The 24,200-nt window shown below is 39.6% G+C and carries 20 protein-coding genes; 3 read left to right on the top strand and 17 right to left on the bottom strand.

Annotated features, from left to right (window positions below; genetic code table 11):
• Nucleotides 1-137: 137 nt before the first annotated feature.
• From NST13_RS02240 to NST13_RS02195, 10 genes are all read right to left on the bottom strand, one after another.
• Nucleotides 138-1,790 (bottom strand): IS1182 family transposase, encoded by a 1,653-nt coding sequence (locus NST13_RS02240; RefSeq protein ID WP_342580685.1) that lies wholly within the window; start codon nt 1,788-1,790, stop codon nt 138-140.
• A 159-nt stretch (nt 1,791-1,949) separates the two neighbouring features.
• Nucleotides 1,950-3,623, bottom strand: coding sequence for a formate--tetrahydrofolate ligase (locus tag NST13_RS02235; RefSeq protein ID WP_342581294.1), 1,674 nt, complete (start codon nt 3,621-3,623; stop codon nt 1,950-1,952).
• 304 nt (nt 3,624-3,927) lie between these two features.
• Nucleotides 3,928-6,438: an EAL domain-containing protein gene (locus NST13_RS02230; protein WP_342581293.1), complete on the bottom strand. Its 2,511-nt coding sequence runs from the start codon at nt 6,436-6,438 to the stop codon at nt 3,928-3,930.
• A 291-nt stretch (nt 6,439-6,729) separates the two neighbouring features.
• Nucleotides 6,730-7,881, bottom strand: coding sequence for a PstS family phosphate ABC transporter substrate-binding protein (locus NST13_RS02225; RefSeq protein WP_342469614.1), 1,152 nt, complete (start codon nt 7,879-7,881; stop codon nt 6,730-6,732).
• Nucleotides 7,882-7,941: 60 nt separating this feature from the next.
• Nucleotides 7,942-8,694, bottom strand: coding sequence for a VOC family protein (locus NST13_RS02220; protein WP_342581292.1), 753 nt, complete (start codon nt 8,692-8,694; stop codon nt 7,942-7,944).
• Nucleotides 8,695-8,706: 12 nt separating this feature from the next.
• The gene (locus NST13_RS02215; RefSeq protein WP_342469616.1) at nt 8,707-9,225 is read right to left on the bottom strand and encodes a YbaK/EbsC family protein; all 519 of its coding nucleotides are present in this window, start codon (nt 9,223-9,225) and stop codon (nt 8,707-8,709) included.
• Nucleotides 9,226-9,322: 97 nt separating this feature from the next.
• Nucleotides 9,323-9,997, bottom strand: a complete 675-nt coding sequence (locus tag NST13_RS02210) for a phosphopantothenoylcysteine decarboxylase (protein ID WP_342469617.1) — start codon at nt 9,995-9,997, stop codon at nt 9,323-9,325.
• Between the two features lie 306 nt (nt 9,998-10,303).
• On the bottom strand, nt 10,304-10,498 hold the full coding sequence (locus NST13_RS02205; protein ID WP_342469618.1) for a zinc-finger domain-containing protein: 195 nt from the start codon (nt 10,496-10,498) through the stop codon (nt 10,304-10,306).
• Nucleotides 10,499-10,722: 224 nt separating this feature from the next.
• Nucleotides 10,723-12,333: a DUF4179 domain-containing protein gene (locus NST13_RS02200; RefSeq protein ID WP_342581291.1), complete on the bottom strand. Its 1,611-nt coding sequence runs from the start codon at nt 12,331-12,333 to the stop codon at nt 10,723-10,725.
• The gene (locus NST13_RS02195; RefSeq protein WP_342581290.1) at nt 12,311-12,868 is read right to left on the bottom strand and encodes an RNA polymerase sigma factor; all 558 of its coding nucleotides are present in this window, start codon (nt 12,866-12,868) and stop codon (nt 12,311-12,313) included. Before NST13_RS02195 ends, NST13_RS02200 begins: the two co-directional genes overlap by 23 nt.
• A gap of 185 nt (nt 12,869-13,053) precedes the next feature.
• Between NST13_RS02195 and NST13_RS02190 the strand changes: the two genes are divergently transcribed.
• Nucleotides 13,054-13,443: a ribonuclease HI family protein gene (locus NST13_RS02190; RefSeq protein ID WP_342469627.1), complete on the top strand. Its 390-nt coding sequence runs from the start codon at nt 13,054-13,056 to the stop codon at nt 13,441-13,443.
• A gap of 42 nt (nt 13,444-13,485) precedes the next feature.
• On the opposite strand, the gene NST13_RS02185 is transcribed toward NST13_RS02190, so the two are convergent.
• The 3 genes from NST13_RS02185 to NST13_RS02175 all read right to left on the bottom strand — a co-directional run bounded on the left by NST13_RS02185 (nt 13,486) and on the right by NST13_RS02175 (nt 17,331).
• Nucleotides 13,486-15,132 (bottom strand): IS1182 family transposase, encoded by a 1,647-nt coding sequence (locus tag NST13_RS02185; RefSeq protein ID WP_342468967.1) that lies wholly within the window; start codon nt 15,130-15,132, stop codon nt 13,486-13,488.
• A 132-nt stretch (nt 15,133-15,264) separates the two neighbouring features.
• Nucleotides 15,265-16,137 (bottom strand): type II pantothenate kinase, encoded by an 873-nt coding sequence (gene coaW, locus NST13_RS02180; protein WP_342581289.1) that lies wholly within the window; start codon nt 16,135-16,137, stop codon nt 15,265-15,267.
• Nucleotides 16,138-16,272: 135 nt separating this feature from the next.
• Nucleotides 16,273-17,331, bottom strand: a complete 1,059-nt coding sequence (locus tag NST13_RS02175) for a 3'-5' exonuclease (protein ID WP_342581288.1) — start codon at nt 17,329-17,331, stop codon at nt 16,273-16,275.
• A gap of 225 nt (nt 17,332-17,556) precedes the next feature.
• Between NST13_RS02175 and NST13_RS02170 the strand changes: the two genes are divergently transcribed.
• A complete protein-coding gene (locus NST13_RS02170) occupies nt 17,557-18,384 on the top strand; it encodes a phytoene/squalene synthase family protein (protein WP_342581287.1) in 828 nt (275 codons plus the stop codon).
• Between the two features lie 198 nt (nt 18,385-18,582).
• Here NST13_RS02170 and NST13_RS02165 read toward each other — a convergent pair whose 3' ends face one another.
• The 4 genes from NST13_RS02165 to NST13_RS02150 are packed head-to-tail and all read right to left on the bottom strand — an operon-like array spanning nt 18,583 to nt 22,540.
• On the bottom strand, nt 18,583-19,632 hold the full coding sequence (locus tag NST13_RS02165; protein ID WP_342581286.1) for a thermonuclease family protein: 1,050 nt from the start codon (nt 19,630-19,632) through the stop codon (nt 18,583-18,585).
• The gene (locus NST13_RS02160; protein WP_342581285.1) at nt 19,629-20,708 is read right to left on the bottom strand and encodes a DUF4236 domain-containing protein; all 1,080 of its coding nucleotides are present in this window, start codon (nt 20,706-20,708) and stop codon (nt 19,629-19,631) included. The genes NST13_RS02165 and NST13_RS02160 overlap by 4 nt, the downstream gene beginning before the upstream one ends.
• Before the next feature lie 37 nt (nt 20,709-20,745).
• Entirely contained in the window at nt 20,746-22,071 is a 1,326-nt protein-coding gene (locus NST13_RS02155) for a D-serine ammonia-lyase (protein WP_342469633.1), read from the bottom strand.
• On the bottom strand, nt 22,064-22,540 hold the full coding sequence (locus tag NST13_RS02150; RefSeq protein WP_342581284.1) for a YaiI/YqxD family protein: 477 nt from the start codon (nt 22,538-22,540) through the stop codon (nt 22,064-22,066). Before NST13_RS02150 ends, NST13_RS02155 begins: the two co-directional genes overlap by 8 nt.
• A gap of 157 nt (nt 22,541-22,697) precedes the next feature.
• On the opposite strand from NST13_RS02150, the gene gdhA reads away from it, so the two are divergent.
• Complete coding sequence (gdhA, locus tag NST13_RS02145; RefSeq protein WP_342469635.1) at nt 22,698-24,068, top strand: NADP-specific glutamate dehydrogenase; 1,371 nt, start codon at nt 22,698-22,700, stop codon at nt 24,066-24,068.
• Nucleotides 24,069-24,200 lie beyond the last annotated feature (132 nt).

Genomic DNA, 24,200 nt, shown 5'->3' with positions numbered 1-24,200 from the left:
ACAAAATGTTCAATATTTTGTAACGAAATGGCAATTTTTCAATCGAATCATTTACACTGATGCCGCGGATGGGACATTTTTTTCTTCAACAATTTAATTTCAGGAGTTGCCCGAATTAAATAGGGGCTGGGACAAAACTAGCTTCTAGATAGGAAAAAGGAGAATTTGAGCCAACTCAAATTCTCCTTTTTCCATTTATCCCCATTATTTTTGGTTAGTTGATCTTTGTTGGCCGTGTATTTTCGTAAATTCACGGCCATTAAGGCAATGCCCATTTCATTTTCCACTTTCGATTTTCCTCGAACGGAAAATCGAGTGAAACGCAAATTAGCCTTCAAGAATCCAAAAACTGGTTCTACGTCTATTTTACGTTGACGGAAAATAGAACCAGCTTTTTCTTCTGAAAGCTTCGCTCTTACATATTCTTTTTGTTGTTCCCATTTTTCATTCACCATGACCTTTCGGTGATTGCCTTCCTTTGCTTTTGTGCATGATGAACGAAATGGACATCCTGAACAGTTTTCACATTCATAGATTTTCAATTCTCGTTTGAAACCAGTCTTATCTGTACGTACAGAACGATAACGGAAGGTTACTCGCTGCTGATTTGGACAAATGTAGGTATCACTTTCTTCGTCGTACATCCAATTGTCTGGATGAAATGGATTTTGTTTATATTTCTTCTTTTGTTCTTTCTCATACATGGTATATGGAATGAGTGCCTCACATTTTCGATTCGAAAGGATGTCTTCATAGTTTTGTTCACTACCATAACCAGCATCTGCGACAATATACTTTGGCAACGGAAAATAATCCTTTTCTATCTTATTCAAGAACGGAATTAATGTACGTGTATCAGTAGGATTTGGAAAGATGCTATAAGCTAGTGCGTATTGACCTTCTGTTGCGATTTGTACGTTGTATCCAGCTTTCAATTGACCGTTTTTCATATAGTCGTCTTTCATTCGCATGAACGTCGCATCTAAGTCTGTTTTGGAATAACTGTTCCGTTCCCCCAAGATGTCCAAGTCTTTTTGGTATTTTTGTTTTCGTAGAATGAAGTCTATTAATTGTTTGTACGCTTGTTTTGGATATTTCCGTTCGCTTCTTAATGCTTTTCGTTCTGTGGCATCGGGCGATGTTTCTATCTTTTGGTCATATTCCTTAATGACTTCATCGACTTGTTGCACCATTTGAGCGAGTTCTTCAACGGACAGTTCTCCCTCATTTTCCCGCTCCATTTCAGGGATGATTTCTTTTTCTAATAGTTCGTTGTATAACTGATTGGACTTTTCAATTAAGTTTTGGTTGTATTTTTCAATGGATTTCTTCCATACGAAAGTAAATTTATTGGCATTCGCTTCAATCTTCGTACCATCGATAAAAATGGCTTCTTGATCGATTAACTTTTCTTCCACCAGTTGGCAACGGAATTGGACAAAACATTGACGAATTAATTCTTTTACTTCCGGATGCACACGAAAACGATTGATCGTCCGATAACTTGGTTCATATCCTTGTGCCAACCACATCATTCGTATACTGTCCTTTAATAGCGCTTCAATTTTTCGACCTGAAAAGACAGACTGCGAATAGGCACACAAAATAATTTTTAGCATCATGCGTGGATGATAAGCAGGACAACCTGTATTTCGAAGAAACGGCTGGAAGGCTTCATCTGGAATACTTTCAACTAAATGGTGAATGTGGAAGGCAATATCATTTTCTTGTAATTTTATTTCTAAATCTAGAGGCAAAACTAATTGATTCATGTTATAATATTTGAACATAAGGACCCTTCTTTCTGTTAGTTTTGGTGGTAACTTAATTTTAACAGAAGAGGTCCTTATTTTTTATTGAAAAAATGAAGAACAGCTCATGAAATTTCATTCCAAAATTTCATGAGCTGTTTCCATTTTAGAGGGGGTTTTGTCCCAGCCTCTCCCATATTAAAACAGCCCGATGGCATTTCCTTTTTCATCAACGTCCATATTTAGTGCTGCAGGTGTTTTTGGCAAACCTGGCATGGTCATAATCTCACCTGTCAAACAAACTAAGAACCCTGCCCCCAATTTCGGGATGATTTCTCTCACAGTAATCGCAAATTCTTTTGGACGGCCAAGCAATTTTGGGTTGTCCGTTAGTGAATATTGGGTTTTTGCCATGCAGATTGGCAGGTGATCCCAACCATTTTCCTCAATCACTTTCAACTGCTTTTTCGCTTGATCGGTAAATACGACACCCGTACCGCCGTATACTTTTTGAACAATCGTTGCAATCTTTTGTTCCACGGAATCGGATAAATCGTATAACGGAGCATATTGTTTTGGTTCATCCAACACCTCAAGCACCTGTTTGGCAAGGTCGATTCCACCTTTTCCGCCTTCTTCCCATACATTCGTTCTTGCCATCCGGACATGATTTCTTTTTGCCCATTCCAAAAGTGCCTGAATTTCTTCCTCCGTATCTGTGATAAAGCGGTTTACAGCTACAATCGGTTCAATGCCGAAATTTCTCACCGTTTCCACATGACGTTCCAGGTTTGAAATTCCTTGCAATAGAGCGGAAACATTTCCCTTTGTTAACTCCGCCTTTTCCACCCCGCCATGCATTTTTAATGCGCGGATGGTTGTCACAATGACTACCGCATCAGGATGGAAATTGCCTATTCTCGCTTTGATGTCCATGAATTTTTCGGCACCCAAATCCGCCCCAAAACCGGCTTCCGTGACCACGATATCCGCAAGTTTGCGTGCCGTTTGTGTTGCAATGAGGGAATTGCAGCCGTGGGCGATGTTTGCAAAAGGGCCGCCATGAACAAGGGCAGGTGTCCCTTCGATCGTTTGCACGATATTTGGATTGAATGCTTCTTTCAAAATGAGGGTCAATGCCCCTTCAATGCCCAAATCTTTCACATAAACGGGCTTTCGGTCATAGGTGTATCCGATCATAATATTGGATAAACGTTCTTTTAAATCTTCAAGGCTTGTTGCCAAACAAAACACTGCCATAATCTCGGAGGCGACGGTAATATCAAAGCCATCTTCCCTTGGCACACCTTGGGCCGGCCCTCCAAGCCCAACCACCACTTTTCTAAGGGCACGGTCATTCATGTCCAAAACCCGTTTCCAAATGATCCGTCTTGGGTCAATGTTCAATTGATTGCCTTGGTGGATATGGTTATCAATGATGGCTGCAATCAGATTATTGGCCGTTGTAATCGCATGGAAGTCTCCATTGAAATGCAGATTGATTTGTTCCATCGGGAGCACTTGGGCATAACCGCCGCCGGTTGCCCCGCCTTTCAATCCGAAAACGGGACCTAATGATGGTTCGCGAAGGGCTACCACAACTTTTTGATTTAATTGTTTTAAAGCATCGGCTAGCCCTATCGTAACGGTCGTTTTCCCTTCTCCGGCCGGCGTCGGATTGGTTGCTGTAACCAGCACCACTTTTCCATTCGGCTCCCCTGGGATTTTATTCGGATCGATTTTTCCTTTATAGCGTCCATATTGCTCAAGGGCATCTTCAGGAATATTTGCGCTTTTTGCAATTTCCGTTATCGGTTTTATTTCTGCGTTGTAAGCAATTTCTAAGTCGGTTAAAGGTTTCGTGATTGTCATACTAATTCCTCTTTCTGATCGATGATAATAATGCGAATTTTCTTTTTGTTATTGTCGGACATCATCAGTGATTCTTTATGATTCCTTTTTACTACGAACATTATTATTTGCACCAGCGTATGTTTTATGATGCTGATCTGTTTTGAAACATCCAAGCACCATTATACTATTATTCCAGAAAAATGCCCCATAAGTATATCAAATTTCCTCAATTGGCAATATTCAATATGTATTTGTAAACTTCCAAAAAATAGGGCTGCCATTTGAGACAGCCCAATGATTATTCGGGATGAAAATTTGTTTTTCAAATCATGTTTATTTTCTTTTGCAAATAGATGTTTTCGAATTCTTCAATCTGACATGGTCTGCCGAAATAATATCCTTGTATATAGCGGCAATTTTCATTTAACAGGAAATTTAATTCCTCTTCCGTTTCCACCCCTTCCGCAATCACTTCCAAGTTTAACTGGTGTGCTACTTTGATCATCGCTGATGTGATACTTGCATTTTCCGGATGGTTGGATATATTGCGGATAAAGGTTTGATCAATTTTTACACCATCGATTTTAAAAGTTTTTAAATAATTAAATGAAGAATAACCCGACCCAAAATCATCAATGAAAACCCGCACGCCCATTTCTTTTAATTCCTTTAATGTTTTTTGTACAACTGCCTCGTTGCGCATGATGGAGTTTTCAGTTATTTCGATTTCCAGCCACTTTCCTTCCAATTCAAATCGGTTTAATAACTCTCGGATGCTTTCGGCGAAGTCTTGTTGAATAAAACGTTTGGACGTGATGTTTACACTGATGGGAATGAGCGAAAATCCCTCTTTTCTCCAGGATGCTAACTGTTCACATACCCTTTTCATCATCCAATCGCCAATGGAATCGATCAAGCCCGTTTCTTCCGCAATCGGAATAAATTGACCCGGCGGTAATAAACCGTATTTCGGATGATTCCAGCGAATCAATGATTCCGCTCCGACAATCTTCCTGTTTTTTGCATCCACCCTCGGTTGGAAATAAGCCACCAACTCATCATTCATAATGGCTTTTCTTAAATCCCTCTCCAATATAAATGATTTATAATGAGCCTTGTTCATCGAACGATCAAAGACTTGATACATATTCCGGCCAAGTTCTTTTGCCTTGTAAAGTGCAATATCCACACTTTTCATCAACTTCGTCACATCCGTATCATTGGATGGAAAAACGATTCCGATACTTGCGGTTACGAATAATTCAAACCCCTGCACATAAAAAGGCTGCTTTAAACTGTCCAAAATATTTTGGGCAGTTTCAGTCACTTCCTCTTCCGATTCTATATTCGGACAGAGTATCATAAATTCGTCCCCACCCATCCGGGCTACAAAAAATATGTCTTTATGAAGATTCTGTTGGAACCTTTCCGCAATTTGCTGCAGCAGTTCATCGCCCACAAAATGCCCCAACGTATCATTGATAAATTTAAAGCGGTCCAAATCCAACGATAAAATTGCAAACTTTTGATTGTTTTCTTTCGCCAGTTTCAAAGTTTCCTGAATTTGTTTTCCCATCCAACGGCGATTATATAACCCGGTTAATTCATCATGATGGGCCAAATAGGCGTTCTGTTCTTGCACAAGCTTTTGTTCTGTAATATCTTTGCCGATTGAATAGACTCCTTCGATTTCATTATCCACCACGATTGGCACCAAAGTGACATTTAAAAATCTCCGTTGTCCGTTATTTTTCACTTCATGTTCAAAAAATTGCACTTCTCCCCGGATCGCTTTGTTAAAATACTCCGCAATTATCGGCCGATCTTCTTCTACGGTGGCTTCAATCAACCCCAATTTTCCGAACATATCTTCCTTTACGCCGATCAACTCCATCGTTTTCGGGTTCATATCGACGATAATCCCGTCTTTATTGATGGTCGTAATATATTCATGGCTATAATGGATTAAAGATTGATAGCGTTCTTCATTCACTTTCAGCTGCTTCTGTACATCACGAAATTCCGAAAAATCATAAATTGTGCCAAACACTTCCATAACCGCACCGTTATGTATAATTGGATCTAAATCCACGTAAATCAGCTTGCCATTCAACTCCAATTCAAAGTTTACTTTCTCCCCTTCAAAGGCTTTTATGTACATTGTATGCTTCAGTTCAGCAATGTCCGGTTCAAATACTTCAAAAGGTGTTTTCATTAATATCCGCTCTGTATTTCCCCCCAATTCAACCATTAATCTTCCTTCTGACATGGTATATTTCATTGAACCATCCTGCTCTTTTCGCACTTTGAAAAAACCATATTGGAGATTTTGCAATGTTCGAATAAAATTCGATTTCCCTTTTGATTCAAGCTGCTTTATTTCAGTAATATCCGTATGGAATCCAATCATATACTTCAGTTTCCCTTTGTCGTCTTTAAAAGGCACAATAATAGTGGAAGTCCAAAAGATGCTGTCATCCTTTGTTTTATGCTGCATTTCACCCCTCCAGGTGCGGCCGGATTTCACCGTTTCCCATATCTCGTCGAAAAGGTGCTTTGATTCAAATCCGGCATGAAAAGTTCGGACATTTAGCCCAATAATTTCATTTTGATCATATTTTAAGCGCTTACAATATTCTTCATTTGCATAAAGGATTGTGCCATCCCGGCTGATAATGGTCATATCAGCCCATTGATTCATGGCATATAGAAGAGGAGCCAAAATTTTATAAAATGCATCCATATCCGTAATTTTTTGTAAATCTAAAGCGGTAGAGAATTGCTGAATAAACGTTTTTGCCAAACCCAAATTATCTTTTTCCATATTTGCCATAGATCTCACCTTTATATCTCAGATTGCTGCATGAACATAACTTTATCTATATTATATTAATATACACTAATATATTGTATAAATTTTTTGACAATAGGTTAATCTATTTTTTATCAAAATTTTTTAAAAAAATCCTTTATCCGGTTTCGATCGCATCAAACGATCAAAACCGAATAAAGGATTCCAATGCCTATTGATCCGAATGGAGATGGCCTGCATCCCATTTTCCTCAAGGCTTCAAAAAAGCGGACCAGAGAGAGTTTTTCTTCTCCCAATCCGCTATCACGTCATTCAATCCTCCTGAATCGGTACATATCCCACTTTTTCAATCAATTTTTGACCTTGAGGAGATAAAACCCAATCAATCAATTTTTGCACATTTGGATTATCCGTTCCCGCGGTAACAATATAAAATTCTCCGGTAATCGGATACTCTCCGCTGCGGATCGTTTCTTTTGTCGGTGGCACTCCGTCAACGGACAATAACTTGATTTCCTTATTCCCCACCATTTCTTGTGAATAATATCGAAACGTATAACCGATGGCGTTTTCAAAATTTCGGTATTGGGCGACCTCATTGATGATTTCTCCCATTCCGCTGGCGACATTTTCCCTTGGCGGGTCCATGATCGGCGTATCCCCCATTAGCGACTGTAACGCCGTTTGGGATCCGCTGTCTTCCGGCCGTTGGTAAGCACGAATCGGCTCATTTTTTCCTCCAACTTCTTTCCAGTTGGTAATTTTTCCTGAATAGATATCTTTTATCTCTTGCAGTGTCAGCCCATCCACTTCATTTTTTTGATTTACGAAAAAGACAAAAGCTTCTTTTCCAATAGGGGTCAATTGCAATTCGACACCTTTTGCTTTCGCCCGTTGCAGTTGATTTTTGGATGGTTCATTGACAAAAATCAAATCCACTTTTCCGTTGATCAGATTTTCATAAGCTTCCGGCGTCGTATTAACCATCACTTCACTGTTATAAGGATCGTAAGTTTTCTTTGGATACGTCGCTTGGGCTATGGCGGAATACAAAGGATACAATGCCGTTGCTCCATCCATGACCGGCAACGGTTCCGTCAACTGAAGGGATGCTTCCTCATCCAAAGAGACCACTTTCGAATCTTCCTCGAAAGGCATATATTCAAATATATCCACTTCTGATGAAACGGTTGGAATGCTGTCTATATATTTTTCGTAAATCGGCCATACAGAACCGGCCGCAAGGGCAACAAAAGAAATCCCGATAAACCACAGAACCCTTTTCTTTGTTTTGAAAAAGCGGAACAAAAAGGCCAAAAAGAGCAAATAAAGAATAAGGGCTGATATGATCATGAATGGGATCCACTCAAAGTTTCCTATCAACAATGCCATAAAAACACCGGCAAAAGTGAAAAAACCTAGTACGATCAAAACAAGAATTGAAGCAAAAATATTGGTTATCATAAAAAATACCTCCTATAAGAAGATATTTCTTCATCTAGGAGGCATTTTCCTTTAATTGATTTAACGAACAAATAAATATTTTCCTTTCTCCAATACCACTTGCTTTTCTTCTTTTGCACCGCCGATTGTCACTTCGTCGATTTCATTTTTCCGGCCCAAATTGAAGCTGAAATGGCAATTTGGCGCTTTCAGTTTTATGTATGCCGGCGTGCTTTCCACGATTTCATGCTGAAATAAATCGGCCCACTCTTCCGCCCACTTTAAATCAGTGACCGTAAAAGAGATTTCCTTGATTGATACTTCACCGATCGGATGTTTTTGAATAGTTCCATTCTTTGCTAAATCATTGTAACGTTCCTCGTCGGAACCATCCCACTGGATGAGAAAGGGAAATTCAAAAGGTGAATCTTTTTTTCCGAAATGCAATAATTTCCAAGTCAGTACGCTTCCATCCGGCCGAACCCTTGAAAAAGAATCCGGCCCAATTACTTCATATCCTCTTTCCCGCAATTTTACCGCGTCTTCTTCGATGGAATTTGTTCTTAAAGCAATCCGCGTAAGTCCAACCTGTTCGTTCCGTTTTTTGTATGACGCATGCAGAGTGAAAGGAATTTTCGCAGATTGTTCCAACAGTTCTTTATCAAAGACGCCAATAAATTCGATGTAGGATAACCCGAAATAACAGAGGGCATTATACGTTCCCCACATTTCATGCTTTCCGCCTTCCACCGTATGAAGGCCAAGCTCTCTCGTTTTTTCCGCCATGGATTTTGGCTCTTTAACAAAATGAACAATATGATCAAGCCAATACATATTCATCCCCCATTAAACTTCAGATGTTGCCGCAATTTCGCCAATATCGGTCAATGATGCATCCCAATCTTTTCCGACATCCACCCAATCTTTGGCGTATGAATATTCAAACAACTCATCACATGTTAATTCAATCGCTGAATTGATGCTGCCGCACGCAGGGAACACCGTTGAAAAACGCTTTAACGAAACATCCAAATAGACATCCAAATCATGGGCCAACCCAAAAGGACAAACTCCCCCGATTACATGCCCAGTGAAATGTTCCACTTCTTCCGCGCTCAACATTTTCGCTTTTACGCCAAATGTGGATTTGAATTTTTTATTATCAATTTTTGCATCGCCTGCTGCCACGACGAGAAAAGCATTGCCTTCCTTATCTTTGAATGACAACGTTTTGGCAATCCTTGCAGGAATAACGTTCAATGCGGCCGCAGCCTGGTCCACCGTTGCACTGATTTGATCATATTCCAATATATCTTGTTCACGGTTAAACTTTTTCAAATGTTCTTTGACACTTTGAAGTGACATGCCACCCATCCTCCAATCCCTATTAAACATATTTAAATGATTTATTGTTGGATAAAATAAAAGACTAGTGGGACTAGTCTTCCAATATCATTAAATTTTATACTTTTTCAGCCAAAATTTCCATTAATTTTCTTGCCGTTTGTTCTTTTCCTTGAACTTCAATGAGGTCCCCATCGGAAGGGACGATATAATGCTGGACATCGCCGTATAAGGATTGGGAACTATTTGCCACCATGAAGTCCGCTTGGGATTCTTTCATCCGCAGTTTTGCCCGTTGTATCAAATAGCCGACATCCTCCGTTGCTTCCAGTTTAAAACCGACCAAGAGCACTTCCGGATCCCAGCCTTTAATTTTCCCTAAAATTTTAGGCGCTTTTTTAAAATGGATGATCGGAGGTTCATCGGAAGGCATTTTTCCTTTTTCCGTCAATAAATTCCCGCTTTGATCATAAACCTTGTCCACAATCCAATCAGAACCTGCTGCTGCCATAATCACGATATCGATTTTTTCCTTTTGGAGAATTTCTTTCATTTTTTCCCCCAAATCTTCAATACCTTCAAAACATACTAAACGCATGGATTCTTTATGTTCAGGAAGCTTTGTGAAATAGCCGTGCAAATAGATCACATCCGCTCCCATGGAATATGCCGTTTCAGCCAAAAAGCAGCCCATCGTTCCTTTTGAAAGATTGGTATGTCCGCGGACCCGATCCCATTTTTCGAGGGTTCCTCCGCTTGTAATGAGCACTTTTTTTCCATTCAATGTCTTCACAGCTATCACCTATCATTTTATCTGTCGTTATAGCTTAAGTTTACTGAACTTTATATCAATTTTCATTATTAAAATCGAAAATTTTCTATTTTAAAAAACAATTTCACCAAAAGAATCAATGATAATTAAAAAGCAGCCCCTGTTCGGAAGCTGCTCAGCTATGGTAACCAACCGTGTAAATTAATGCCCACGCAATATGCTTTAGTAGAAATCCACTGTATCATATCCGCGAGTATTAATATTACATTGATAATGGTATCATTATTTTATCAAAAAATCAAACAGAAAGGGTACTAAAGTTCTATTTTAATCTTTCTCTTGCATTTTCAATAACTCGTTTCCCAAAAATTTTAATTGCTCCCCCACACTGCATTGTTCTATACAAAAGCGGTGGGCTCCCGCTTTTCCCCGGGTCTGCCGCAATTCTTTTTTGATGGGACAATCTATACAAAAGGTATCAATCAATTCATCTATATCTTTAATCACTGCACTCTTGTTCACAAAACCCGTTCCCCCTTTTATTAGTTTCTATATTTTACTATCGGGATTTTTTATTTGTCAAAGCACTTTTCATCATTTCTTCATTATAAATATGAATTATTGCGCAATAAAACAATCCATGCAAAGTATTTCACAAAATGCCGATTCAATACCCGAAATAAAAAGGGGAATAATAAAACAGAAGTCCCAAATGGATGACCACTGGAACTTCTGCAAAGAAGAGCTTATTTAGATAATGGAACCCGCCATTCCGTTTGAAGCGGAATCACTTCCCTTTCAGCGATGAGGTGAAGCGTCAATTCATCTGGAATCTCTTCCATCTCCTCAGTTGAAAGTTCAATTGCACATTTGAAGCGGCCATGCTGATCTCTTTCATCGAATACGGAATTGCCGGTGTTATTCACGGCATATACTTTTCCACTTTTATCCACAATCGCCCATAATCGCAATTCCGGCGCTTTTTGTATGGCAAAACCGGACATTTTGATTTCAACCGTCTTATGTCTTTGGACTGGCAGCCAAGATTTTTCCAATGAAATTTCCGTTTTTTCTTTAATGGAATCAATCGTTAATTCATATCCATTATACTCGAAAGTTTTCGGCAATTCCTCCGGTTTGAAAGTGATGGAAAAATCAGAAACGGTCGGGCGATAAAGTGTGTCTACCACAATAAATAACTCGTCATCGGCATTCTTTTTCGGCACAAACGAATCGATGTTATTGACCGATACTAAATCACGGGGATTTCCATCCCAAAAGCCTCTGCCGCCAATCACATTTTCCGAAACAGGGTGTCCCCGGTTCTCATCCGCATAAATGTTTTCATATCCGAGCACTTCCCCTCCGCTATTTTCAATGCGGAAACCAATCATTGGGGAGTACGGGAAGAACGGATCGATGATTTCTTTGCCGAATTGTTTTTCTTTTGCCATCAATTGTTGCTGTAATCGTTTTTTAGCATCTTCCGTGTATTCCAATGTATAATCAATTTCTGTGGATGATGTCGCATATTTCACTTGATTGAAATTGATTCTTACATCTTCAATTTCAATCGATTCATTCAGTTCAACCACTTTTTGATGTCCGTATGCGGATGATAAATCGACCGGAATATCGATTTGCCAATGTCCATCTTTCCCTGCAAGATGATCGACATCTAACCGGATCATTCCCTTAGCAAAATGTTCAATATCTGCTAATGAAAGTTCGAATATCCCGTAATCATCATCATGAAGCGCCCAGCTGATCGAAATGTCTTCGATTTCTTTATTCTCTTCATCCAATAATTTTATGGATTCAGGTCCAAAGTCGATAAATGGATTCAACGTTTTCCCATGATTGTTTGTCACACGATATGAAAGGGCGATTCTTGTAGTATCCGCGATTAAATCTTCCACTTCCAATGTAATCCCTGCATCGGTTACAGATTGATTAACCGGTGTGGCAATATCGGTATCAGCAGCCATCCGCAACCCTTCATCCACACTGTCGCTCGTAAAGATTCCCCCTACAAGTTTGGCAAACCCGGGATTCACTGACAGCAAAATTCCCCCTGCAATGAGTGCGCTTGCCGCCGTACCAAGTATCCATGGTAAACGACGTTTCTTTTTCGATTTATACGGTTCCAACTGGTCCACGATTTTTTCTGCGAAATCTTCGGGCAGCGTTGGAAACTTTAACGTTTGTGCCAACAATTCATTTTCTTTATTCAGAAATTCCAGTTGTTGTTGGCAATACGGACAAGAATGAAGGTGCCGTTCCAGAATTGCTTTTTCACCCTCATCAAGAATCCCTTCAACGTAATCGAGCAGTTTATCCTCTTTCGGACACACCATACGAATACCCTCCTTCTTGAACATTTTTCCGCAACTTTTTCTTTGCGCGGTATAACTTATTGCGGACATCTATCAGGGAGATGCCCAATGTTTCGCTGATTTCGGCGTAACTGAGTTCGTTGGCGTAACGCAAAAGCAGAATGGTCCGTTCATCATCCGGCAATATTGAAACCATTTTCTCCAATTCCCTGCTTTTCTCGGTTTGCAATAAAACTACTTCCGGTGTTTCGTTGCTATGTAGGACCGCCTCTTCAATTTGTTCCGTCTGTGGTTGTTTTTTTCGGAGCTGATCGATACAGTGATTGATGGCAATACGATACAGCCAACTTTTAAAGGAACCTTTTTGATCAAATTTGGGCAATCGTTCATATACTTTAAAAAATATTTCCTGCAAAAGATCTTCCGCCGTTTGCGGATTTTTTGTCATCCGTAAAATCGTGGCATAGAGAGGATTTTTATATCGGTCAATGATGTGGATATATGCCCTCTTATTCCCTGCCAAGATTTGGCGTACATAACGAACGTCCTCATCCATGTTATTCCTCCTTTTCCTCTTCACTTAATAAAACGGAATTGACGTTGAAAAAATCTCACTTGATCAAAAAATAATTATCGATGGCCAAAAAATTGAAATCCATAATCGTTCCCTTTCACTGATTTTCTATATTTGCGCTATAATAAGATTAGAAAATAATTTTATGTAAGAAATATGGGGGGAATATGTTAGAAGTCTACATCGATGGTGCCAGCAGCGGAAATCCCGGTCCGAGCGGAATCGGTTTGTTTATCAGAGGGGAAGGACATTCCATTCAAATCGGAGAGTTTATAGGCGATTCAAACAACCATATTGCGGAATTTATCGCCTTGATTCGCGGATTGGAAGAAGCGAAAAAACTGGGAACGTCTTTCGTCTCGATCCGTTCCGACTCGAAAATTGTGGTAAGTTCCGTTGAAAAGCAATATGTGAAAAACGAACTGTTCAAACCGTATTTGGAAACCGCATTGAAACTGATCGAAGAATTTGAGCTGTTTTTTATCAAATGGATTCCGGAACAACAAAATAAAGCGGCTGATATGCTGGCGCGCCAAGCAATCCGAAAAGGGATTTAAACAATTTAATATAAAAAATAAGAGGCTGGGACAAAACTAGCTTCAAAATAGGAAAAAGGAGAATTTGAGCCAACTCAAATTCTCCTTTTTCCATTTCTCTCCATTATTTTTGGTCAGTTGATCTTTGTTGGCCGTGTATTTCCGTAAATTCACGGCCATTAAGGCAATGCCCATTTCATTTTCCACTTTCGATTTTCCTCGAACGGAAAATCGAGTGAAACGCAAATTAGCCTTCAAGAATCCAAAAACTGGTTCTACGTCTATTTTACGTTGACGGAAAATAGAACCAGCTTTTTCTTCTGAAAGCTTCGCTCTTACATATTCTTTTTGTTGTTCCCATTTTTCATTCACCATGACCTTTCGGTGATTGCCTTCCTTTGCTTTTGTGCATGATGAACGAAATGGACATCCTGAACAGTTTTCACATTCATAGATTTTCAATTCTCGTTTGAAACCAGTCTTATCTGTACGTACAGAACGATAACGGAAGGTTACTCGCTGCTGATTTGGACAAATGTAGGTATCACTTTCTTCGTCGTACATCCAATTGTCTGGATGAAATGGATTTTGTTTATATTTCTTCTTTTGTTCTTTCTCATACATGGTATATGGAATGAGTGCCTCACATTTTCGATTCGAAAGGATGTCTTCATAGTTTTGTTCACTACCATAACCAGCATCTGCGACAATATACTTTGGCAACGGAAAATAATCCTTTTCTATCTTATTCAAGAACGGAATTAATGTACGTGTATCAGTAGGATTTGGAAAGATGCTATAAGCTAGTGCGTATTGACCTTCTGTTGCGATTTGTACGTTGTATCCAGCCTTCAATTGACCGTTTTTCATATAGTCGTCTTTCATTCGCATGAACGTCGCATCTAAGTCTGTTTTGGAATAACTATTCCGTTCACCCAAGATTTCGAAGTCTTTTTGATACTTTTGTTTACGTAAAATCAAGTCAATCAACTGTTTGTACACTCGCTTCGGATATTTCCGTTCGCTTCTTAATGCTTTTCGTTCTGTGGCATCGGGCGATGCTTCTATCTTTTGGTCATATTCCGTAATCACTTCATCGACTTGTTGCACCATTTGAGCGAGTTCTTCAACGGACAGTTCTCCCTCATTTTCCCGCTCCATTTCAGGGATGATTTCCTTCTCTAACAGTTCGTTGTAGAGCTGATTGGATTTTTCAATTAAGCTTTGGTTGTATTTTTCAATGGATTTCTTCCATACGAAAGTAAATTTATTGGCATTCGCTTCAATCTTCGTACCATCGATAAAAATGGCTTCTTGATCGATTAACTTTTCTTCCACCAGTTGGCAACGGAATTGGACAAAACATTGACGAATTAATTCTTTTACTTCCGGATGCACACGAAAACGATTGATCGTCCGATAACTTGGTTCATATCCTTGTGCCAACCACATCATTCGTATACTGTCCTTTAATAGCGCTTCAATTTTTCGACCTGAAAAGACAGACTGCGAATAGGCACACAAAATAATTTTTAGCATCATGCGTGGATGATAAGCAGGACAACCTGTATTTCGAAGAAACGGCTGGAAGGCTTCATCTGGAATACTTTCAACTAAATGGTGGATGTGGAAGGCAATATCATTTTCTTGTAATTTTATTTCTAAATCTAAAGGCAAAACTAATTGATTCATGTTATAATATTTAAACATAAGGACACTTCTTTCGTTAAAATTTTTGGGGTTGGATACTTAAATTTTAACAGAAGATGTCCTTATTTTTATTGAAAAAATGAAGAACAGCCCATGAAATTTTATTCCAAAATTTCATGGGCTGTTTCCATTTTAGAGGGGGTTTTGTCCCAACCTCTTTTTATCTTCAAGCAATTTTCTTTGTTCAACTTTATTCAATAGAGCCCCGATTGCTCCGGAAAATCCGCAATCATTCAAGAAGATGGGCGTATGCTTTTTCAAAATGGTGTAATTGGCGATCACTTCTTTTAAATGGTCGTTATCCGCCAATGTGGAACCAATGTAAATGATGGTTTCGGATTTTTTCATATCCGCATATTGGATGCTTAAAGTCGTAATCACTTCCCCGACCAAAGCTTGGATGGTTGCAAGCAAGTCAGGAATCGGATACGAATTGTGATTTAATATATTCACCTTTCCAAAATTGCTTGCCGTCAAATGTCCCTCGATTGGAGGTTCCATTCCTTCGAAAATATCCTTTACAAACAAATCAATGAATTCCCGTTTCCCCTGTTTTGCGATTTTTGTAATTTCCCTGAAATCCGTAAGTCCTGTAATGATGGTGGAAAGGCCGGTCAATGTGCCGCCGCCAATGCCTGTCCCACCGACGCGCACATGATTTTCATTTTCCATATAATGAATGCTTGTGCCTGTTCCTACATTTGTAATGATGCTTTTTTGAATATTATGGCCTTCTTTTTTTAATAAGTATTTTACCCCTTTGATTGTCGCATCAAATTCCACTACATAGTCGATGGATTTATTGGTCTTCAACTTGGATAAAAGCTGTTCGGTTCTGCCGCCGGTAATTCCGATTTCCTCAATTTCAGGAAGGGATTCAATCCATTCTTTCACCAATGACAAATCTTTTGATGGGAACGCTTTAAAATGGAATTCATTATGATCGTCCAAGAATGCTACTTTCGTTAAAGTGCCGCCTGCATCAATTCCTATTGTATTCCTCATAGACTTTCTCCTTTATTGATTCCCTCTCTACACTTTAACTGGATTAATTTTTTATTGCAATATTTTTTTACAATTTTATTAAAATTCAAAACAAAAAAGAATGATAGTAAAATTATATAATTTTTGTGGATAAAATTAAACTTTTACCCCTTCTCTTGCAAACAAATTTCTTCTTTTGAATTCTTTGATTAGTCTGTGCTTATATCTGAATAATAATTTACATAAAGATTTTTCATATGTATCCAATGGCTGCCCATTGATTGTAAACTGGCTCAACGCCTCGGCATCCATCAACAAATTTTGCAATGTCATCACTTCCGTTTTCGGCATGACACATTGATGCAGGCGGTTGATGCGGGAAATTTGTTTTAAACCGGAACGGGTGATCAACACTTTATTTTCAATATCTTCGGCCACTTTCCGTAAATATTCGGCCAATTCTGCGTTTGGCAGAACTTCAACATAATCCGTCTTGATAACACTGCCGTCTTCTTGAACGAATTCCCGTTCTTTTTTTATATACGATAAAGACTTATGAATGGTATCCATTGAATGGATGTGGATTTTTGAAGGGAAAATTTCACCGGTGATATATGTTAAATATACCTCGGCTGCATTCTCGCCGTGATGGACCTCACTCAAATATACAGCAAATTGGTTCGTCTTTTGTCTTTCAATGACTTCATGGCCGTCTACAGATTTAAAAATTTGAAATAATGTCTTTGCATCATCCAGTGCCCGGTGCTGTTGAACCGAAACAATATCGAATTTTTCCATCAATTCGTTCAAACTCGGTTGCACCTTGATTTGATTCTCAATCATATATTTTTGTTGAAAATCGACCATTGGATATATAAAACGCCGTTGGATTCGATTGCGGAAAAGTTCTTCTTCTAAAATTTTCCTGTCAAATTCGCCAAAGGTAACGAAGATGGCATTCCCTTGGCACCATTCCTTGAACCGGTTGATGACTTGTTTGAAGGAAGGGGCCGATAATAAATCTTCCGTTTGGATGCCCGTTAATTGCTGTATTTTATTGCTCAATTTTTTTAATTTATACGGCTGAATCAATTCCGAGAAAAACTCAACCTCATCATTCGGCAGCCATTTCACCGCCCCTATTTCAATGATGTGCTGTTTTCCGCGGACTAAAGCCGCCTCAATATCCAAAAAAATATAAGTTTCCTTTCTCACAAGTGAATCCACCTTTTTTCTATCAATCTATCCCCTCCCATTGTATCGGAAAGTTGAAAGAAAAACACGCAAATTTACACAAAAATATTTCCGGTGTTTATTAATCAAAGGATGAAAATAATAACTTTTTCTTGTCCATAATAATTTCAGAGGTTTTGTTTTTCTTTTTGAAAAAATTAATGTAGGATAAATAGAAAGGGTAATGATCGGAGGATTATTTGTCATATGAACATGAAAGCACTCGAAAAAGATGCCATGAGAGTACTGAAAGAAACGAGTCGCACCTTTTATATACCGATTACTTTTTTAAAGAAAGATTTGAAAACGGCTGTGGCGAATGCTTATTTGATTATGCGCGCTTTGGATGAAATTGAAGATAACGAGCATCCGGAGGTGACAAACGAAACGAAACATTTTCTTTTAATGGAAGTAAGCGGGTTGTTAAAGGAAGAACCTTTTGATAATGAACGTTATTTGCAACTATTGGAACCTGTGAAGCAGTACATGCCTGAAGTGACGATGCGCATGAATGACTGGATTTCTTTATTGCCCGCGGGATCCAAAAAAATCGTCTGTGATGCCGCCAGCGAAATGGCCTTTGGTATGGCGAAATGGGCAAAAGCCAACTGGCAAGTCCGGACAAAGGAAGATTTGGACGATTATACATATTACGTTGCAGGACTTGTCGGTGTCATGCTTTCAGATTTATGGGAATGGGACAGTCAAGTCAAAACGGACCGCGATTTGGCAATCGGATACGGCAGGGGCTTGCAAGCGGTCAATATTTTGCGCAATCAACACGAAGATATGGAAACACGCGGCGTAAGCTTCATCCCCCAAGGATGGACGAGGGAAGATTTATTCCGATATACCGAGGAAAATTTGCAAAAAGCCGATCAATATATGGATGATATATCGAAACGTTCCATTCTGTTGTTCTGCCGCTTACCTCTTGCCCTTGCCCATAAAACATTGGATGCTTTGAAAGATGGCAAGGAAAAAGTGAGCCGCAGCGAAGTGGAAGAAACGGTAAAAGAAATTTTGGCAGAATGAAAATACGGCTTATCCTTAAGTGAAATGCTGATTTACACTTGAGGATAAGCCGAAATTTTTTAGCGGAATCTTCGACAATCCTACTGGCGGAATGTCCATCCCTGATTGGATTTCCCGCTTTACACCCGTTTTCAAAAAAGAGAATGAGTGAATGAAAAATGACCCATTCATCATTCCCTCTTCTTCCAAACTATTGCATCATCTTTCGCAGGCGTAATTGTCATGGTCCCGGTCGAATTTGCTCTGATAAGCAGGATGGCCTGCCGGAACACCATCCGGATAAACTTTTCTCAATTCGGTACAGTTTTTGAAATTTTCTGTTCCCCCTGATGTTGCGCCTCTATCCGACTTCTGTTCAGATGTTCCGCTTGATGAACCGGAAGACGATGTTGAAGAGCCACCCGATTGCTCATCAAAGTCCCCCTTCGTCGTCCCTTCCGGACCATAAGACCATAACCCCGTTCCCTTTTCCCGCGCTTCTCTGGCGAATTTTCTAAAATATTCGGCATAGGTTACATCAGGCGGATAAGTGGATGGTTCTGCATAGCCATTTAATACAAGATCCGCATTAAACATTTTTGCCCGGATTTCATTTTCATCCATCAAATCAGTCGGAATGTCCAACCAAACGATTCTCAAAAGCCTGCCATATCTGTCCGTTTCTGAAACGTCTTTTTGCAAGTATACTTTTTTCCCTTCCAATTTTGATTTCGTATAATTGTTCGCTTCTTTCCCGTAAGGTTCCGTACGGGTAGTGGATTCAGGGGTGTTGACGCCTATTAATCGAACTTTGCTGCCATCAGAAAGTTCGATTGTATCTCCATCTACCACCCTTGATACGGTAGCCGCTTCTAGACCCAAGTTTTGCAAAAGCTTTTCCCTATCCTGTCCAACTGTCCCCTTCCCAACCTCTTTATTCACTTTTTGTTCTTCCGGAAGTGTTTCCTTTTCTTCCTTATGGTTTTCAAGTTCCACATCTTCCGTTTTTTCAGTGTTCCTTTCTTCGGAAGCCACGTCTGTCTTAACGGTTTCTTCTTGCCCATCCATATTGGCCAGCCCTATCATTGCAACAGCCAATCCAATAATGAAGATAACGGGAGGCATTTTTGAATGAACTTTTAATTGTTTGTTCACCTTCCATTCATAAAGCCCCCAAACGGCAATTCCTAATCCGATCGCCAATACCGGTTGGATCAATGACAGCAGCAAAGCTATAATTGCCAAAAAAAACCAGATCCACTTTTTCATACATTCAATTCCTCCACAAACTGAAAGCCCTTCGTTTTTAAAAACCGCATATGATGCGGGAATTTTTCAATGGTCTCTGAACAATCGATATCGGTAAAATCCAAGTGTCGGAATTCATTTCCAGGGAAAAAGACAGATAAAATGCATCCATATGTCTTGGATTCCTCCGAAAGGGACTTATCGTATACATGGATCAACACTTCATCGACCGGCAATAAATGAAAAAACTCTCTGGCGATTTTTAATGTACAACTGCATACATAATCTTGATATAGTTGAAGATATTTTCCCTTTGCCATTTTCCGTTCAGAGAGCTTCCCCGTTTTTGTTAAAGACAGAACATTGACGGGAACAACCGTACGATTTAATATATCCAATTTCACAACAGCACGAAGACCTTCAAATTCAAACCGGACTTTGCTTCCGAGTTCCTCAATCTCTTCAAAAGGAGCATATTTGGTGATGACGGCCTGCCAAGCATCCTTTTGATGCTCCAGAACTTTTTCCGCCAATCTTTTGTCATTCTCCCAAGTTTTATATATCTTTTCATCTTCCAATTTGGCAAGTTCGATATCTGCCAAAATGGCTTTCTTCCGCGCTTCCACCCTATTGAACAATTTATCCCTCCAAGAAGGCGAAAACTGATCCGCCTTCTGTTTCAATGCTTTTACCGTAGGGCCCTCTTCGCTATGAATGTCAAAGGGAGGGTTGGAAGATGCAATTTCATGCCAATTGATCGGGGAAGAAACGCGTTCATGGAGATTCGTCAGGGATTGAATAAGCGTTTCATACATGCCGACTATCTCTTTCGCTTTCTCCTGTTCTTGAAGTTTTTGTTGTTCTTTTAAAATTTTTTGGTAGTTTGTCCGGGATGTTTTGGAACGGGAAGTGAGTTGTTTTTGATAAGACAAGCCGCTTCCGGGGATTCCCGCACTAAACGTTGTCCCGCGGCTGCTCGAACTAATCCGCGCCCCTTTCCCGCCGACAGAAACGCCGACACCCTTTTTCCCGACATTTAACCTCACACCTGGAGCCAATTTAATACTTTTTCGGAATCGGAACCCCATAATTGCCATCACTCCTGAAACTGTTTGCATGCATAAAATTCTTTCGTTACCGCAATGTTTTATTTAAATATGAGTCCCTCTGTTCTTGCGGTACCATATTGCCGCCTGTCCCCCACAAAATGTGGGTGGCTTGATCGAAACGCTCGATTAATCCCTGTTCCTTCAAATAGTCTTTGCCTTCCTTCAACAATTGAATAGGTCCGAATACACTTGCATGGCTCGAAGGTTCCATAAAAATCCCCTCTCTCCGGACCATTTCCTTCAAACTTTCAAATAAAAATGCATCTTCCACTGTATAACATCCGCTTAAAATCGGTTCCATCAATTTCCCGACAAACTTCGACGGACGGCCAACCGCCAACCCGTCCGCTTCCGTACGGTTCGTTAATCCGATGTCATCAACGGATATTTGGTCATGCAACCCTGTCATCATCCCTAACAGCATGCATGGAGACTCGGTCGGTTCCCCAAAGAAAATATGGACATGTCCTTTATACAAAGCTTTTAATCCATATGCCACTCCCCCAGGTCCGCCGCCGACTCCGCAAGGCAAATAGACAAATAAAGGATGCTCTTGATCTACCGGGATTTTTAAATCCTCCAGCTGTTTTTTCAATCGAAGGGCGGCCACAGCATATCCGCTGAACAAATCGATGGAGTTTTCATCATCCACAAAATGGCACATCGGATCTTTTTCGGCCTGCTTTCTTCCTTCTTCCACGGCCAAACTATAATCGGACTCATATTCAATCACTTGGACACCCTTTTCCCGAAGCAAATTCTTTTTCCATTCTTTTGCGTCCTTGGACATATGCACAGTCACTTGAAAACCCAATTTTGCGGCCATGATTCCAATGCTTAACCCTAAATTGCCCGTTGATCCGACCGCAATTTTATATCGGCTGAAAAGCTTCTGAAACTCTTCGCCGGCAAATTGGGAGTAATCATCCGTTTCTTTTATGAATCCGTGTTGGATGGCGCATTGTTCCGCATATTTCAATACTTCATAAATGCCCCCGCGCGCTTTGATTGAACCGGAAACCGCCAATTCATGATCGCATTTTAATAGAAGCTTGCCCAAAAGCTTCTTATTTGCATTCTTCTCAATAAATGGCTTCATATTCGGTATTTCAATTATTTTTGATTCAATGATCCCTTGTAATTTTTGAGTTTCGGGAAACACTACCTGTATATATCGGCTGAATCTTTTCAGGCGTTTTTCCGCTTCAAGAACATGCTGAAAAGTAAAGGAATGATTTTGTGGCAATTGATCCGTTTTGTTCGGGTTTATCCATAATACAGGTTGAGATTTTTTCATTTTGTCCAACATCAACTGTTCATTTTCCGAAAGATTGCGTGGTAAGTCAGGCATTTTCATCCTCCTTTTTCGCCAAAAGCGCCCGTTCACAAATTTGTCGAAATTTTATTTCAAAGTCCAAATTATTTTTCTCTGTTCGTTTTTTGGGTCCCTTCATTTTTCCGCCCGAACGACGAAATTTTGCATTTTCATGCCTAAAAAAGAGCATTTGATCAATGTTTTCATCTGTAAATTCTTTTCCATTTTGGTTTAAAACAAAGGCACCTTTTGCCAAACACATGGCAGCCAAACCGTAATCTTGTGTGATCACAATATCGTATTTTGAAACCGCATTCACTATCGCAAAATCAACGGAATCCCGCCCTTCCGATACTTGAATTGTTATTGCATTCTCCATTTCTATTTGATGGGAAGTATCGCAAAACAAGAATGGTTTTATCTCATATTGAGATGAAACAAACACAGCAATATCAAGGACTGGGCAGGCATCGGCATCAATTAGAACGGAAATTATACACACCATCCCCTTTACTAATATTTAGGAATAAATATTATTTAAATATAATTTTATTTTACATAATTTAACATTTTATTTTCCTTAGTACAAAAAATGGTGATTGAATTGTTTGAAAAATCGTAATAACATTTTCTCATAAGATTTCTAAGGGGGAAAACAAACAATGACAACAACTGTAAAAAATAAAGCGAATGCAAAAGAGTACATCGATTCTGTTTATAACCAACTCAAAAATAAATATGATTATCAACCAGAGTTTTTACAAGCAGTAGAAGAAGTATTCTCCACATTGGTTCCGGTATTTGAACAACATCCTGAATACATCGAACACAACATCCTTTCAAGAATCGTTGAACCGGATCGCATTATCAGCTTCCGCGTAACTTGGCAAGATGATCAAAACCGTGTTCATGTAAACAAAGGTTATCGTGTTCAATTCAATAATGTAATTGGACCATACAAAGGCGGACTCCGTTTCCATCCATCCGTAAACGAATCCATCATGAAATTCTTAGCCTTTGAACAAATTTTCAAAAACGCATTGACAGGACAGCCAATCGGTGGTGCAAAAGGCGGTTCCGACTTTGACCCTAAAGGAAAATCCGATGCGGAAATTATGCGTTTCTGCCAAGCATTTATGACTGAATTATACCGTCATATCGGTCCTGATGTCGATGTTCCTGCCGGAGATATCGGTGTAGGTGCACGCGAAATCGGTTATTTATGGGGCCAATACAAACGCATCAAAGCAATGCACGAAGCAGGTGTGTTAACTGGTAAACAACCTGGTTACGGCGGTTCTTTAGCTCGTAAAGAGGCGACTGGCTACGGTTTAGTATACTTCGTGGAAGAAATGTTGCGCGACCAAAACGAATCATTCTTAGACAAAACAGTTGTTGTTTCCGGTTCTGGTAACGTTGCAATCTACGCTATCGAAAAAGCCCAACATTTCGGAGCAAAAGTTGTTGCATGTTCTGATTCCAACGGTTACATTTACGATCCAGAAGGCATCGATTTGAATGCAGTCAAAGAAATTAAAGAAGTAAAAGGCGAACGTATTAAAAAATATCTTGAATATCGTCCAAACGCAACTTATACAGAAGGCTGCAAAGGCATTTGGACAATTCCTTGCGATATCGCATTGCCTTGTGCAACTCAAAATGAAATCGACGGCGAATCTGCAAAAACTTTGATCGCTAATGGCGTAAAAGTGGTTGCAGAAGGGGCAAACATGCCTTCAACTCCGGAAGCCATCAATGAATATTTGGCAAATGGTGTATTATTCGGACCTGCAAAAGCTGCCAACGCGGGCGGTGTTGCAACTTCCGCTTTAGAAATGGCGCAAAACTCCAGCCGCACTTACTGGTCTTTTGATAAAGTGGATGCAAAACTCCATGATATTATGAAAGAAATCTACAGAACAAGCAAAGAATGCGCTGAAAAATACGGTTCTCCAGGCAATTTAATGGTTGGTGCAAATATCGCGGGATTCATTAAAGTCGCAAACGGTATGGTTGCTGAAGGGGTATATTAATCGCTTCAAAAAATAGGGGAATTTATTTAAAAAAGGGGTTAAAATATATAACATTTTTTGAGCCAATTGTTGTGATTTTTATCACAGCAATTAGCTTTTTTTGCCTATTGATACATAAATATGGAATATGTT

It is taken from the genome of Ureibacillus sp. FSL W7-1570, assembly GCF_038593265.1.
In the GTDB taxonomy this organism is placed as follows: domain Bacteria; phylum Bacillota; class Bacilli; order Bacillales_A; family Planococcaceae; genus Ureibacillus; species Ureibacillus suwonensis.
This window is presented reverse-complemented; position numbering and strand designations above follow the sequence as displayed.